The following is a 16,335-nucleotide window of genomic DNA, read 5'->3' on the forward strand; positions in this document are numbered from 1 at the left end:
CTTTTATAGTATAAAATTGGGGTATCTGCAAGTAAGTACTTATGGCAGATACCCCAATAGATGCATATTTAAATGCGTGTATTGCTGAATCGAAATGGTAATATTTAAACCTCTTCGGTAGCCTTTTGCGGTACCGGATTATTTTTGATCCATTCTTCCTGAATTCTTTCCGCTTCCGGATTACCTTCAAAATCATGAGGCAAATTAGAACTCATCGTTTCTGAAAACGGCGTTACCTGCGAAATAAAATCTTCATGATGACCAGGTTTGCTGTAATCATATGGCCAACGGTAAACTGTTGGAATTTCTCCTGGCCAGTTACCATGGATACGCTCTACCGGAGTAGTCCACTCTATTGTATTGGACTGCCAAGGATTCTGGGAAGATTTCTTACCGTAAAATATAGAGTAAAAGAAATTCCATAAAAATGCTACCTGCGCCAGTGCAGAAAGAATAGCAGCCCATGTAATAAATGTGTTAACTGTTAACCATTCTTTCATAAACTCAAATTCTGTAAAGGCATAGTAACGACGCGGAACGCCATCCAGACCCATAAAGTGCATCGGGAAAAATACCAGGTAGGCCCCAATAAATGTTAACCAGAAATGCAGGTATCCTAATTTCTCGTCCATTAAACGGCCAAACATTTTTGGAAACCAATGGTACACACCGCATAACATTCCGAAAATAGCCGCTGAACCCATTACCAGGTGAAAGTGAGCTACTACAAAATACGTATCGTGGAGGTTAATATCCAGAGCTGCATTTCCTAAAAATATACCGGTTAATCCACCAGAGATAAAGAAGGAAACCAAACCAATTGCGAATAACATTGCAGGAGTAAAACGAATATTACCTCTCCATAAAGTAGCAAGATAGTTGAACGTTTTTACTGCAGATGGAACGGCAATAATAAGAGTTGTGATCATAAATACTCCGCCCAGAAATGGATTCATTCCCGTTACGAACATATGGTGACCCCATACTATAAATGAAAGTACTGTAATACCAATTAATGAATAAACCATTGCATGGTAACCAAAGATCGGCTTGCGTGAGTTAGTTGCAATAACTTCAGAAGTTATACCCAAAGCAGGCATAATTACAATATATACTTCCGGGTGACCAAGGAACCAGAAAAGGTGCTCCCAGAGGATTGGACTTCCACCTTGATTTGGTAAAACCTGTCCGGCAATTACGATATCGGAAAGGTAAAAGCTAGTACCAAAACTTCTGTCGAATATTAATAAAACAACCGCAGAAACTAACACCGGGAATGATAATACACCAATAATCGCTGTTAAGAAGAATGCCCAGATTGTTAAAGGCATTTTCCACATATCCATACCTTTAGTACGCATATTTAATACGGTGCTGATATAGTTTAATGCTCCGATTAAAGAAGAAGCTATAAAGAAGGTCATACTTACCAGCCATAAAGTCATCCCTATTCCAGATCCGGAAATTGCTTTAGGCAATGCAGAAAGCGGAGGATAAACTGTCCAGCCTGCACTTGCAGGACCGGTCGCTGTAAAGAATGAAGCCATCATGATCACACAGGCTGTGAAAAAGAACCAGTATGAAAGCATGTTTAAAAATGGCGAAGCCATATCTCTTGCACCTAATTGCAATGGGATTAATAAGTTACTAAAGGTTCCGCTTAAACCGGCAGTTAATACAAAAAACACCATCATGGTACCATGTATTGTTACCAGAGCCAGATAAAAATCGGGTTTTATTCTACCACCTTCTGCCCAGCCACCTAAAAATGTTTCCAAAAGAGGAAATGTTTTATCCGGCCATCCCAGCTGCAAGCGGAAGAGTACAGATATTACCATTGCAATAACTGCCATGATGATACCAGTGATCAAAAATTGCTTTGCAATCATTTTATGATCCTGGCTGAAAATGTACTTGGTTATAAAGTTCTCTTTATGATGTCCGTCATGACCGTGATCATGGTGGTGTAGTACGGCTGTGTCGTGTATTGCTGTGCTTGCCATAATCTCTCTTATCTTTTAATATTAGTATTTAACGCTACTGATTTATTTTCAGAAGATGCTTTTTGATCAGCCATCTGAAGTTCCTTTTTAACATCATCATTATACATCAGCGCCTGCTTAGCAATCCACTCTGCATATTCCTTTTCAGATACTACAGTTACTTTAGCCTGCATGTTATAATGGCCTGCGCCACAAATTTTAGCACATAATAAAGTGTAGTTATAAGCCGGATCATTGCGCTTCTCACGCATTTCTTCGGTTGTTAAACGAGGAGTAAACTGGAAGAATGTTGCCATACCCGGAACAGCATTCATCTGAACTCTGAAATCTGGCAGGTAAAAACTATGAAGAACATCTTTTGATCCGACAGAAACACGTACCGGACGGTTTACCGGAACTACGATCTCACCGGCAAGTTTATCATCCCAGCTTTTGCGATCTTTGAAATCTATACCCAAACCATTGGTTGGTGTAATTAATTTATAATTACTTAAGCCTATTTGATTGTCAGCTCCGGAATAACGAATGTTCCATTTGAATTGCTCGCCTCTTACTTCAATAAGTAAAGCCTTTTTCTGCTCATCTTCCGGCGGATTAGTAATACTTCTCCAGGTAAAGAAACCAAATACAACCAGTACAGTTAAAACAATCGCAGGAACTATAGTCCAGATTCGCTCAATTGCATTGTTGTGAGGATAGAAATAAGCTTTCTTCTTAACAGATCCGCGGTATTTGAAAGAAAATCCAAATAAAACAATATGTGTCAGGATGAATACGATTGTGGTAATAATTAAAGTGATATCAAACATGAAGTCGATACGTTCACCATGCTCGGAAGCAGATTCCATTCTGAACATTGGTCCCTGAACCGCATAGGACCAGTAAACTCCATACATACCAACTATCAAAGCAACAATAAACAGGATACCCTGGACTTTTCTCCAGTCAACAGGTTGCTTTTGCCCCTGCATATCACGGCTTAGCTCATAAACCTTTAATATTTTTCCTATGATCGCAATGAAAACGCAAAAAAGGAAAAACATCAGAAAGTAATATGAGGCAGATTTGTACTCTGCCGACAGATCTGCTTTTTCAGGAGCCGCACTAACTGAAGCCATTTTTGTGGTGTCTACATCTGTGCTGATCAATGGTGCAGACGCAGGTGATACTGTTGCAGGAGCTGTTTTTGCAGCGGTATCCACAGCAGTTGTGTTGGAAACTGCTGTTGAATCTGCAGATTGAGCACTTGCCTGAAATACATTAGCTGATAAAGCAATGACTATCAAACAGGTGACAATTGATCTGATATTGAAAATTCTTTTTAAACCCATATTTTTAACAAACAATACGTTCATGTGTAACTATTCCTATATTAAACTTTAAATCTGATGATGTAAGCTTTCTTCCAGGAATGGATGATTAACCGGCACCAATGATCTTTTACTTAATTGATTTAACATCAGGAATATAAATAAACCTGCAAAACCTATTGCAGTACCAATTTCAATTATTCCAAAACCTCTGTGCTCAGCAACAGTTCCCGGCATGATCATCATATAATAATCTAACCAGTGACCTAATAAAAGCATGATACAAACAACCATCAATGAATTCATTTTCCGTTTAGAATTACGACTCATTAACATTAATACCGGGGCTACAAAATTTATAACGATGTTAACCCAGAACCAAGGCAAATATTCAGGCTCCCAACGCTTGTAGAAATAAACTGTTTCTTCGGGCATGTTTGCATAGTAAATCAGGATGAACTGAGAAAACCATACGTATGTCCAGAAAATACTGAATCCGAAAATAAATTTTCCTAAATCATGAAAATGATTTTCATTGATCCAGCTCATATATCCGGCTTTCTTTAAAAAGATAATCGTTAATGCAATTGTACATAATCCACACAACCACATTGCTGCAAAATTATACCAGCCAAACATGGTTGAGAACCAATGAGCTTCTAAAGACATAATTGTATCGAAAGCCCAGATTGGAGTTGTAAAACCAAAGATAATCAGGAATATTGCCGACCATTTAATACTCTTGTCATAATTTACTAATCCGCCATAAAGATCTTCGCGTTTAGAAAATTTATTAAATAAGTAAGCAAAAAAGCTATAGGCTCCTAAAAATAGAACTAATCTGATTAAGAAAAACGGCACATTTAAATAACCTGATTTACCGGCAATAATCGGATCGTAATTTTCACTAGCAGGATCAGAAAGACCTTCTCCGTTCCAGTGGTGATACAAGTTGTGCGTTAATAATCCGGAAGCACAAACAACCAGTAATATTAAAGACGCTATTGGAAGCACTCTTGAAAAAGCCTGAGGCACCCGTAAAAATCCGGTTGGCCACCCTGCCTGAGCTACATATTGTACGGCAAGAAAAAATAATCCTGCAGCACAAACACAGGTAAAATAATAAGACATTAACAGCAAATTGGCAAAAGTACGCTCTGCATGATCGGTAAAAAAACCGTATGCAATAGCAAGTATACCAATCAGGATAGCTATTAAACTCCAGGTTTTTGCTTTACCTGTAAATTCAAATTGTTCGTTGAAATTATGACTATGATTGTTAGTTCCCATCTGGTTTTGCAATTGACTACTGTAATTTTTGTAATTCATGAACATACATAACAATCTTCCAGCGCTCGTTTGGAGATAGTTGATTTTTATGTGGTCCCATTAAGTTAAGTCCGTAAGTAATGGTATGAAATATTTTACCATCCGTTAAATCCTTCATAGCTCCACCACGGGAAGAAGTACCTTTTGAATAAGATGGAGGACCAGGGAATTTTCCCATTTTAACAATTGATCCATCGCCTTCGCCCTGGTATCCATGGCAATGCGAACACATATTCACATACAATGCTTTTCCTTCCTGTAAAGTTGGAATAGTAACCGGCAGTGGATTTCTCATACCACTGCTTGCAGCCTGATATCCTTCCGGTGTATTCGGATACTCTTCAGATTTATCAAAGCCCTGTGGTGAAGTTCCTTCAGGTGGTGTTTGGGCAGTTTGACCGTTTTTAAAATTAGGATTCGCCTGATCCGGATTATACGCTTTTGCTTCGTACATATTGGGGGCAAATTCTAATCCTGTACTGCGCTTATCAGCACAGGAAGATATAACAGCTGCTACAGCAACACTCATAAAAGCAGCACGTACTAATAAAAGCTTATTCATAACTAACATATTTCCTTTCATTATGCTTAATTTCTACAGCACCAGCATCTTTTAAAATATCATCAATTTTTGTAGGATATGGATTTTCCTTAGCATCAATTGCTATAACAAAGCGGTCGTTAGTTGCTCTTAGGTCCATTACACGTGGTGCACGTCCAGGGAACAGATGCGTTGCATAAAAAAATGTACCCACCATACCAAATGCACAGAATAAAACGGTAAGCTCAAACATTACGGGGATAAAATCCGGGAATGCGAAGGCCGGCTTACCACCAATATTCATTGGCCAATCAATAACCAGCATAAAATAAAGCATTGAAAATGCAGTAATGGTACCGGTTATTCCAAAGAGGAAAGCCACTTTGGGCAAACGCGAACGCTTTATACCTAATTTATCTTCAATTCCGTGAATTGGCATCGGCGTAAAAACATCATAAATACTTACGTTATTTTCATGAAGTTTATCAATCCCGTGCATCAGATCATCCGGATCTTCAAAATGACCTAATATATATTTCGTGTTGCTCATTTCTAGCTTTTTGCGTATTCAGATTCGTGTGAAATGCTGTCAAATTTATTTAATGATTCCTGGTAATATGCGGCCTGTTCTTTAGGTACAGCATCTTCCCTAATCAGCTTTTGTTTCGCCTGATCACTGGAACTCTTCAGCAATAATTTAACCTCGGCCATTGCAATTGCAGGAAGCACCCGAAGGAAAAGTAAAAATAAGGTGAAGAATACTCCGATGGAACCAATAAAAATACATACATCAATTACGCTTGGGTAAAACATAACCCAGCTTGATGGAAGATAATCACGGTGTAATGAAGTAACGATAATTACAAAACGCTCGAACCACATACCGATATTTACAACAATTGATAATATCCATGATGCTGCAATACTTGTTCTCAACTTTTTAAACCAGAATAACTGCGGAGTAATTACGTTGCAAAGCATCATGCTCCAGTAAGCCCACCAGTATGGTCCGCTTACACGGTTAAGGAATGCGTACTGCTCATATTCTGCACCAGAGTACCAGGCAATAAAAAGTTCTGTTAAATATGCAACTCCTACAATTGAACCTGTTAAAATGATGATCTTATTCATCGATTCAATATGGAACATGGTGATATAATTTTCAAATCCCAACACTTTACGGGCGATTAATAACAGGGTTTGCACCATGGCAAATCCTGAGAAAATAGCTCCGGCAACGAAATAGGGAGGGAAAATTGTGGTGTGCCATCCCGGAATAACCGAGGTTGCAAAGTCCATAGATACAATAGTGTGCACCGAAAGTACTAATGGAGTTGAGATACCTGCAAGAATAAGAGATACAATTTCAAATCGCTGCCATGATTTCACTGATCCATTCCATCCAAATGAAAGAACAGAATAAATCCTACGGCGTAAACCTGTTGCTCTGTCGCGGATAGTAGCAATATCAGGTAGTAAACCAGTGTACCAGAATACTAATGATACCGAGAAGTAAGTGGAGATGGCAAACACGTCCCATACTAATGGTGAGTTAAAGTTTACCCATAATGAACCGAACTGGTTTGGAAGAGGTAAAGCCCAATATGCCAACCATGGACGACCCATGTGTGAAACAATATAGGTTGCGGCGCAAATTACCGCAAAAATGGTCATTGCTTCTGCCGATCGGTTAATGGAGTTCCGCCAGTTCTGACGGAAGAGTAATAGTACCGCAGAAATTAATGTTCCGGCGTGACCAATACCTACCCACCATACGAAACCGGTGATATCCCAGGCCCAGCCTACTGTTTTATTTAAACCCCAGGTTCCAATACCAAACCAAAAGGTATAACTTACTGCAACTACCCAAAGCAATGCACCTAAAGCTGCAATTGTAAAGCCAATCCACCAGGCTTTATTGGGTTTATTTTCTACAGGAACCAAGATATCGTGAGTAACCTTGGCATATGTAATATTCTGCCCGGTAACTAAGGGTTCTCTAAGTATGGATTCGTGATGAGATGACATATTTCTCTAAATTTCTAATGTATGAAATCAATTAAGCCTCTACTGTATTTCTAACTTTGGTCTGATATCCAACACCAGGTATCGTATTAATTTCTTCTAAAACGTAATACGTACGCTCGCTTTTCAATGCTTTAGAAACTTCTGATTCCGGATCGTTTCCATCCCCGAAGATAATGGCATTGGTTGGACAGGTTTGCTGACAAGCTACTTTTACATCTCCATCTTTTAAAGGACGTTTCTCTAATTTAGCTTGAAGTTTACCTGCCTGGATTCTTTGTATACACATGGAACATTTCTCCATTACCCCGCGTGAGCGTGGTGTAACATCCGGATTCAATACAAGCTGAGTGAACTCATTGTTCATGTAGTTATCAAAACGCGAATCATTCCAGTAATTAAACCAGTTGAAACGACGTACTTTATACGGACAGTTATTTGCACAGTAGCGGGTTCCGATACAACGGTTATAAGCCATGTGATTTAAACCCTCGGAAGAGTGCATGGTTGCAATAACCGGACAAACAGTTTCGCATGGAGCATGCTCACAGTGCTGACACATCATAGGCTGGTGAACTACAGACACATTGTCCATATTCTCCAGATCCTTGATCTCATTTTCTTCCGTTACACGATCTTCACCATCCTGGAAAGTATAGTAACGATCAATTCTGATCCAGTGCATTTCGCGGCGGCGGCGAACCTCGTCACGACCTACTACAGGAATATTGTTTTCTGCATTACAGGCAACGATACATGCACCACAACCTGTACAGGCATTTAAGTCAATTGCCATAACCCAGTTATGACCAGGCTGTTCGTATCTGTCCCAAAGATCATAATTCTGTGCATGACCTTTTCCGGTACCGGCATGAGGATCTTTTAAATAATCCTTTAGCGTTGTTTCACGAATAATGTTTCTGCCTTCAATAGAATGATGTGTTTGTGTTTGAGCAAGTTCATATCTGCCGCCAGCCTTAGCTATGGTTGCAGTTGAAACTTTTTGAAAAGTTCCGTTAATGAAATTAACAAATGGATATGCATTTTGACCAATTTCAGCGGCAGCTTTACCTGCTTTTGTACGACCGTAACCCAATGCAACAGAAACAGTTCCCATTGCCTGACCGGGCTGCAGCAATACCGGAAGCGTGATGGTATATTTATCAGTTTTCACTTCCACCATGTCGTTTTCGCCAATGCCTAATTTCTCGGCATATTTTGGAGCGATAGCAGCATAGTTGTCCCAAGTAACTTTAGAAACCGGATCCGGCAATTCCTGTAACCATGGATTATTTGCAGCCTTACCATCACCAATGGCAACGTTCTCATAAATATGAAGTTCCACTGCATTATCACCTCCTTTTGCTAATGTATTACTACCATTAACAATAGATTGAGAAACTGCATTTAAATCCTGAGCAAATGAATACGCTCCTCCGCTTTTTGCAGCTAATGAAACTGATCCTTTTTGCAATAAATCTTTCCAGGTTGAACCTGATGAAGACAGAACAGTTTTAGACCAGTTATTCTGGATATACTGATAATAATCTTTAACGGCATTATTTGACCAGATCAATAATCCTTCTTCCGCATAACGCGTATTATTAACCGGATTAATGGTTGGCTGAACGATTGTGAAATAACCTTCTACCGGATTTGAATCGCCCCATGACTCTAAATAATGATGAGCTGGCGCAATAATCTGGCATAAAGATGCTGTTTCATCTTCACGATCAGCAAATGAAACACGCAATTTAACTTTGCTTAAAGCATCCGTAAATTCCTTTGCATTTACATAATCATAAGCCGGGTTGCTGTTGATGAAGAAAACGGCATCAACTTCACCGCGTTTCATTTCGTTAATGAATTCTACAAACGCAGCATCATTACCGGCATACTGATAGGAAGCATTATCCAGATCGATAGTAGTACCATAACTTCCCAAAAGGGAGTTGATCGCATTTACCAGAATTTGAGTAGAAACATCATTGGAACCGCAAACTACTACTGCTTTGCCTTTAGCAGCGCTTAATTCTTTAGCTGCTAATAAAATTGCTTTATCAGCATTCGGGTTGTTCGCTAATTTTTTAGTTCCCGAAATGTTTCCGCCTAATGCAGCATATAAATTCATTAATGCGATTCCCTGCTCTGAAGGTTTCAAAGGAATACGGGCATCGGCATTGGTTCCGGTCATACTCATTCCAGTTTCGAACTGGATATGACGTGACATTTTACCTTTTTGTAATGATGTATTGTTTCTGTTAGAAGCGTACTGACGGTTAAATTCAACCGGAGAGATCCATGTTCCAAGGAAATCAGCGTCAAAACTTACAATTACATCCGCTTTATCAAAATTATATCTTGGAAGAACTGCTTTACCAAAGCTATTTTCATTCGCTTTGATCATACCTGTATAGGATACAGAATCAACCTGGATATGTTTAGTGTTCGGAAATTGAGCAGTAAAATCAGCAATAACAGCTTTTGTTGACGGGCTATTAATTGTAGATGAAATCAGTCTGATTTTCTTTCCACCGGCCTGCACTTTATTAAGCTCTCCCTTAACAAACTGGTCTAATTGTTCCCAGGTTGTTGAATTGCCGTTATATGTAGGGCCCTTTAATTTAGATACATCATACAAATCTAAAACTGAAGCTTGTCCGCGGGCGTCAAGACGACCTTTGCTTAAAATACAATTCGGATTTCCTTCAATTTTAATCGGACGACCTTCACGGGTCTTAACTAAAATGCTGTGTCCGTTAAATGTTGATGTATAATAATTAGGTATACCGGGAACAATTTCTTCCGGTTTAATTAAATAAGGAATAGATTTTCTTACCGGTGCTTTGTTACAAGCAGCAAGCGTTACTGCTCCTAAACCAAAACCCAGTGCTTTCAAAAAGTCACGGCGAGGAGTTACAGTGCTCAGGCCAGCTTCATTAAGCACTTCCTCAATCGGAAGCGATTCAGAGAATTCGCCTTTGTTTTTTTCAACAAATTCTTTGCTGTTGTGCAGTTCCTCTAAACCTTTCCAGTATTTCTTATTGCTTTCCATTTAAGCTATATAAACTGTATACGTATTTCTTTTTCTATTAATTAGTAATGGCATTTACCGCATTCCAAACCGCCTAAAACGGCTGCAGTAACTTTCTGACCTTTTTTCAGCTGATCATGAGCGGCCATCAATTTATCATAATACGCATTGTCCTTATGATTCACTTCAGTTTCCTTATGACAGTTGATACACCATTTCATGGTTAGAGGAGAGTATTGGTAAACCTCTTCCATTGCCTGGATCGGACCGTGACATTTCTGGCATTCTATACCAGCTACTTTTACGTGCTGAGAGTGGTTGAAATAGGCAAAATCAGGAAGGTTATGAATTCTAACCCATTCAACAGGCTTTTGATCTTCGCCATATTGTTTCGTATCCGGATTGTAATCCAATGCTTTGTAGATTTTCTGAATCTCCGGAGAGATCTCGCCATTATATTTTTCGGTTGCCTGCACATAATTGTGACAGTTCATACAAACATTAAGCGAAGGGATGGACGCATTTTTAGAAGTAAATGCTCCGGTATGGCAGTACTGACAATCTATCTTATTAATACCTGCGTGTAACTGGTGAGAAAATTTGATAGGCTGAACAGGCTGATATCCGGTTTGAACTCCGGTTTCCCACATTGCTTTCCATCCTGCCGATCCTAAAAAGATCACCGAAAGTAAAACAATAAAGAAAATGAACTTCTTATTTTTAGCGAGCTTTTTTACTCCTGCAAATCTGTCTTTTTCAACAACTTCTTCCTCTTCGGTAATAATGCCCTGTTTTTGAAGCATCACTCTTTCAAGAGTTCCTATTACACGGTTTAAAACCAGAATAACCAGGAAAGCTATAATAATAACAGCTATTAATCCGCCAAGCATGAAATCACTGATTCCGCCTGAACCTTCAGCTGCCTGTCCGCCGGCTGCACCGGGAACGGCTGCTGCGGCAGCAGGTTTGCTTTCTTCTGCTTTGATGTAAGCATAAATGTTTTTAACATCATCGTCAGAAAGCTCGCCGAATGCAGTCATCATTGCAGGCTTATACTGATCGTACAACTTTTTTGCTGCCGGATCACCCGAGGCGATCATAGCCGGCGCATTTTTAGTCCACTTAATTAACCATGCTTCATCATGACGGTCATTAACACCTTTAAGTGCCGGACCAATAACTACCTTGCCAATGGCATGGCATGATGTACATTTTTGCTTGAAGATGGCAGCCCCTGCCCCAACATCCTGCGCATGAAGGTTAAAAACCGACATTATGCTTAATGATGTTACTAAGATCAGTGACTTGCTAACACTTCTAAAAAACAATGAGATGCTTCTCATATTGAGTATTTTATGCTAAATTTTAAATGTAAATAATCGAACATGCAGTTAGTTTTTTGTATTAAAACCACATTTTTCGGTTGACAAAAGTATGCTTTATTCAAGTAAGGGTGACATTTAGGTGACCAATATTAACAATTTATAATCATTCTAAATTAATGAAAAACGCCTTTTGATTTGTTTCAAAAGACGTTTTTGATATGAATAGAAGAATAGTCTTCCAGAATCAGTTGTGATTCTGGAAAACATTTTTATTATTGTTTTAATACCCAGGCAAAAATCAAAGGAGCAACAATTGTAGCATCAGACTCTACAATAAATTTGGGAGTATGAATATCGAGCTTACCCCAGGTAATTTTTTCATTTGGAACGGCGCCCGAATAGGAACCAAAAGAAGTGGTTGAATCAGAAATCTGGCAGAAATAACTCCAGAATGGAATATTTTCCATTTCCATATCCTGATATAGCATCGGCACTACGCAAATAGGGAAATCTCCGGCAATACCGCCGCCAATCTGGAAAAAACCGATTCCTTTACCTGATGAATTTTTAATATACCAGTCAGCCAGCCAGCCCATATATTCGATTCCGCCTCTTACGGTAGATGATTTCAATTCCCCCTTCATCACGTAAGACGCAAAAATATTACCCATTGTTGAATCTTCCCATCCGGGAACAACAATAGGCAAATTCTTTTCGGCGGCAGCCAGCATCCACGAATTTTTAGGGTCTATTTCATAGTATTGTTCCAGATCTCCGCTTAAGAGCATCTTGTACATAAACTCATGCGGAAAAAAACTTTCGCCGGCATCGTTGGCATCCTTCCAGATCTTATGAATATGTTTCTGAAGTCTGCGGAAAGCTTCCTCTTCAGGGATACAGGTATCGGTAACCCGGTTGTAATGATTTTCCAGCAAATCCCACTCGTCCTGCGGACTCAGATCGCGGTAGTTTGGAACACGTTTGTAATGCGAATGCGCCACCAGGTTCATAATATCCTCTTCCAGGTTGGCACCGGTGCAGGAAATAATTGATACTTTATCCTGACGGATCATCTCAGCCAATGATATTCCCAGTTCGGCGGTACTCATGGCACCGGCCAGGGTAATCATCATTTTTCCGCCCTCGTCCAGATGGGTTTCGTATCCTTTAGCCGCATCTACCAACGCCGCAGCGTTAAAATGCAGGTAATTTTTCTCAATAAACTGAGATATAGGTCCTCTTTGAATGCTCATAGTCTTTCTGTTAAAAGGCCAAAAGTAAGTAATTGGTTTTGATGACCGAATGATAATTGGAACTTGAGAAAAAGTTTACACCTATTATTATTCTTAATGAAGCATTGAGGAGGTAAGATAGCTAAGCTGATCTAACGTATTAACCATTCCGGTAAGAATTTTAAATTCAGGATTATTTGGCAAACAATTCTTTAAATAAGTATGCGGAGCGTAAAAAGACAGTGAAACAATGCTTTGATCTGATTTTTGTATTAATTGATATGTAGCCCCATCAGATACACCGCCGAATGTGCCCCTTTGCTCTGATTCACAGGTAGCAGGCAATGCCGAAAGCTCTTATCGTCCTCGTTTGTAACGAGGATGAGCGGGAATTGCGACTTTGTCGCAATTAAAACACACAATTGTTTCAAAATAAATTTCACCAACCAATCAATTGCATTTCAGTTTGCAACTCAATGTTCGCAATTAATCAAATTGAAATGAGAGTTAATGCTTTTCTGACAATCGCTGGCCCCGACCCCCAGGTCCATCCTTTGTTTAACAAACTAAAAGGCCATGATGTGTAGGTGGTTGGTTTGAGCGATGGAATCGCAATCCTCACTCATCCTCGTTACAAACGAGGACGATATGGGGGGTAATTAGGATTAACTTCGAAAAACTTATTTTTCTTTTTAATTATTGTTGCTTTTTCTTCATGCCGGGTTACCGAGTAGGTCTCCCGATTGCCGGTACTTTTTGTTGATACACTTTGGGCTTTACATTTAAAGCATGTAAAGATCATACACATAGCTATTATTGCTTTCTTCATGTTTCTTTAATCCATGGTAACGAGCTTTTCTTGTAAGCACACTTGGTTTTTAGGTTTAATCGGATGGTAAAGAAATGTCTCATAACATTGAGGGGTTTAAAACCGATATTTTGAAAATACTAATATGTTCAAACTTTTTCAGCTGAGATAAAAACGATTTCACTGACAATCCAGAATGATAAATGTTCGGTTGGTAACATCTCGTGCGTCCTTGTAACCATATTCCGCAATTCCATTTCCCTAATATGATTGTTTTAACTGCAGTAACTTTGCAAAGTTGAAGCTTCGCAGCAAGGGTATAAAGTTAGATCCTTTCAAATCATCCTTCGAAAATGTGGCATGTATTCGGTTCTTGATGTTTGTTTCGATATATTCCAATTCCTGTGCATTAATCTTAGTTTTTTGGTCAGCAAAAAACGACAGTTCCAGTATTTCGCCTTTATCGCTCAGATAAAGAAAAATGTAAAAATCCTTTTGATCCTGCATCTGTTTAAGCTTATTAATCGACAGAGCCTCTAAAAGTATCCTCGTTAATTGGCTCTCATCTAGTTTTGCTATATTTAAATCGGGTATGACACCTGCGGACGGGGGGAAATAAGGTTTGATGTCCTTTAGTTTATTTTTTTGATTACCGACAATTATCCTACCTGTTTTTTCAACTTTGCCGGTGTTGACGTAATTAATCGTTTTACCCGAAACTCTTGTCTGGCTTACTATGGTTTGGGATTTGCAACCGAATGCAATCAATGTCAAAATTACTATGGAAATTATTTTTTTCATGCTCTATGCTTACTAGTTTGTTACTTACAATTTGTGGTCTTACTAAAAACATCAAACATAGCTCCTGGTTTAAGACCTGAATTAACTGGTTTGTTATATTGATCATATAGTTCCCTGAATTTTTCAAGGAAATAAAAATAGGTCGCTTCCTGTTCAGCGGTAAAGGATGTTGGGAATTTGGTATCGTTTTGTGTTATTGATTTAAGCCAGTCTACATAGGTCGCCTTCAAAATCTTATCGTCCTCGTTTGTAACGAGGATGAGCGGGAATTGCGACTTTGTCGAAATTAAAGTACACAATTGTTTCAAAATAAATTTTAGCAACCAATCAATTGCATCTCAGTTTGCAACTGAATGTTTGCAAGTTATCAAATTGAAATGAGACGCGATGCTTTTCTGACAATCTCTGGCCCCGACCCGCAGGTCCATCCTTAGTTTAACAACCCAAAAGGCAATGGCATGTAGGTGGTTAGTTTGAGCGATGGAATCACAAACCTCACTCATCCTCGTTATAAACGAGGACTATATGGGCAAATAATTTATGTACGTATTGTAACCTAAGGTTTCTGTCAGGCCGGTAAAAGCCATTCGACAGCTAATCAATAATAGGATCGCCTCCTCCCAGATATATTTTAAGATTATAATTGACAGGGTATAATGTAAGCAATGGGGTTTTCACCGTATTAAAATGTACCGATGAGGATTGAATTGTATAATATCCTAGTTTTAATGGAATTGTAATTTTGCCGAACTTATTGCAAGTAAATTTTTTCTCATAATTCCCGTCATTACTTTTTATCCATAAACTGGCATAGGGTATTGTTAGTCCATCAATACAGCTAGAGATATTTACGTTTAAATACACGGAGTCTTTTTTTATTCCATCAGACTTATCAATTACAAAACCATTACAGTTATAAAATTGGGTGTCTATTTCTTTTAAACTATCATCGCTTTCAAAAATGTTCTTTGATATAACTGCTTTTTTAGTAATACAGCCCAAAAGCGCAAATAAAAAAAATAGTATAATTAGAAATATATTTTTCATGATACAACCGCTACTTACAATTAGATGCTTTTCCTTTAGTACCTACTTTTAAATTGGATAAGTTGTAACCAGTCATTTCGGAAGAGTTCAAGTTTTTAATCCTGTTTTGCTCTATTGAAGACAGATTAGCAAATGCTATTGATCCCCCAATTTATTTTTTTCATTTCTAATGATTATCCTGCCTGTATTTTCAACTTTACCGGAATTTGCATAAACTATATTATTGCCCGAAGCCTTTGTTTGGCTCACCACCGTTTGGGCTTTGCAGCCGAAAGCAATGAATGATAATATGATTATTGAGATTATTTTTTTCAATCTATTCAATTTATTAACCGATGCAAAACATCTAGCGGTGTATAGTACGATCTTCATTCTGTTTGTTTTATCCGCAACAACTCGGCAAAGTTTATAAAAATCGTTATATCTACGTATGTAACCCCCCTTAAGTCTCTTATCGTCCTCGTTTGTAATGAGGATGAGCGGGAATTGCGACTTTGTCGCAATCAAAGTACACAATTATTTCAAAATAATTTTAGCAACCAATAAATTGCATTTCAGTTTGCGACTGAATGGTTGCAAGTATTCAAATTGAAATGAGAGTTAATGCTTTTCTGACAATCGCTGGCCCCGACCCGCAGGGCTATCCTTAGTTTAACAAGCCAAAAGGCCATGGTGTGAACGTGGCTGTTTTGAGCGATGGAATCGCAATCCTCACTCATCCTCGTTATAAACGAGGACGATATGGGACCCAAAGTACATATATTTTCAGACCTAAATCCATCTCCCGGCAGTATGGAATAGCACTTATTTCTAGCCTTTTTTTGGTATCAACTTAAAATAGCACACCAAATTACCAAGCCAGCTTAATGTAATTACATAA

General features: G+C 38.7%; 12 protein-coding genes. All 12 read right to left on the reverse strand.

Annotated elements, in window-relative coordinates; translation table 11 throughout:
* Nucleotides 1–104 precede the first annotated feature (104 nt).
* Nucleotides 105–2,003 (reverse strand): cytochrome c oxidase subunit I, encoded by a 1,899-nt coding sequence (locus G521_RS0102280; protein ID WP_026897073.1) that lies wholly within the window; start codon nucleotides 2,001–2,003, stop codon nucleotides 105–107.
* A gap of 8 nt (nucleotides 2,004–2,011) precedes the next feature.
* Nucleotides 2,012–3,358 carry a cytochrome c oxidase subunit II gene (locus G521_RS0102285; protein ID WP_245580820.1) on the reverse strand — a complete coding sequence of 449 codons (1,347 nt, stop codon included), beginning with the start codon at nucleotides 3,356–3,358 and terminating at the stop codon, nucleotides 2,012–2,014.
* A gap of 24 nt (nucleotides 3,359–3,382) precedes the next feature.
* The gene (locus G521_RS0102290; protein WP_026897075.1) at nucleotides 3,383–4,603 is read right to left on the reverse strand and encodes a hypothetical protein; all 1,221 of its coding nucleotides are present in this window, start codon (nucleotides 4,601–4,603) and stop codon (nucleotides 3,383–3,385) included.
* A 16-nt stretch (nucleotides 4,604–4,619) separates the two neighbouring features.
* On the reverse strand, nucleotides 4,620–5,204 hold the full coding sequence (locus G521_RS0102295; RefSeq protein WP_309425071.1) for a c-type cytochrome: 585 nt from the start codon (nucleotides 5,202–5,204) through the stop codon (nucleotides 4,620–4,622).
* Complete coding sequence (locus tag G521_RS0102300; RefSeq protein ID WP_026897077.1) at nucleotides 5,197–5,733, reverse strand: DUF3341 domain-containing protein; 537 nt, start codon at nucleotides 5,731–5,733, stop codon at nucleotides 5,197–5,199. Before G521_RS0102300 ends, G521_RS0102295 begins: the two co-directional genes overlap by 8 nt.
* A gap of 2 nt (nucleotides 5,734–5,735) precedes the next feature.
* Nucleotides 5,736–7,211 carry an NrfD/PsrC family molybdoenzyme membrane anchor subunit gene (nrfD, locus tag G521_RS0102305; protein ID WP_026897078.1) on the reverse strand — a complete coding sequence of 492 codons (1,476 nt, stop codon included), beginning with the start codon at nucleotides 7,209–7,211 and terminating at the stop codon, nucleotides 5,736–5,738.
* 31 nt (nucleotides 7,212–7,242) lie between these two features.
* Nucleotides 7,243–10,263 carry a TAT-variant-translocated molybdopterin oxidoreductase gene (locus G521_RS0102310; protein ID WP_026897079.1) on the reverse strand — a complete coding sequence of 1,007 codons (3,021 nt, stop codon included), beginning with the start codon at nucleotides 10,261–10,263 and terminating at the stop codon, nucleotides 7,243–7,245.
* A 41-nt stretch (nucleotides 10,264–10,304) separates the two neighbouring features.
* The gene (locus tag G521_RS0102315; protein WP_026897080.1) at nucleotides 10,305–11,585 is read right to left on the reverse strand and encodes a cytochrome c3 family protein; all 1,281 of its coding nucleotides are present in this window, start codon (nucleotides 11,583–11,585) and stop codon (nucleotides 10,305–10,307) included.
* 254 nt (nucleotides 11,586–11,839) lie between these two features.
* Nucleotides 11,840–12,820, reverse strand: a complete 981-nt coding sequence (locus tag G521_RS0102320; RefSeq protein ID WP_026897081.1) for a deoxyhypusine synthase family protein — start codon at nucleotides 12,818–12,820, stop codon at nucleotides 11,840–11,842.
* Between the two features lie 1,048 nt (nucleotides 12,821–13,868).
* Nucleotides 13,869–14,408: a hypothetical protein gene (locus G521_RS0102335; RefSeq protein ID WP_026897083.1), complete on the reverse strand. Its 540-nt coding sequence runs from the start codon at nucleotides 14,406–14,408 to the stop codon at nucleotides 13,869–13,871.
* 20 nt (nucleotides 14,409–14,428) lie between these two features.
* Complete coding sequence (locus G521_RS0102340; RefSeq protein ID WP_155975641.1) at nucleotides 14,429–14,716, reverse strand: hypothetical protein; 288 nt, start codon at nucleotides 14,714–14,716, stop codon at nucleotides 14,429–14,431.
* A gap of 286 nt (nucleotides 14,717–15,002) precedes the next feature.
* A complete protein-coding gene (locus tag G521_RS0102345; protein WP_026897085.1) occupies nucleotides 15,003–15,455 on the reverse strand; it encodes a hypothetical protein in 453 nt (150 codons plus the stop codon).
* Between the last annotated feature and the right edge of the window lie 880 nt (nucleotides 15,456–16,335).

The sequence above is a fragment of the Daejeonella oryzae DSM 19973 genome (assembly GCF_000422945.1).
GTDB lineage: Bacteria > Bacteroidota > Bacteroidia > Sphingobacteriales > Sphingobacteriaceae > Daejeonella > Daejeonella oryzae.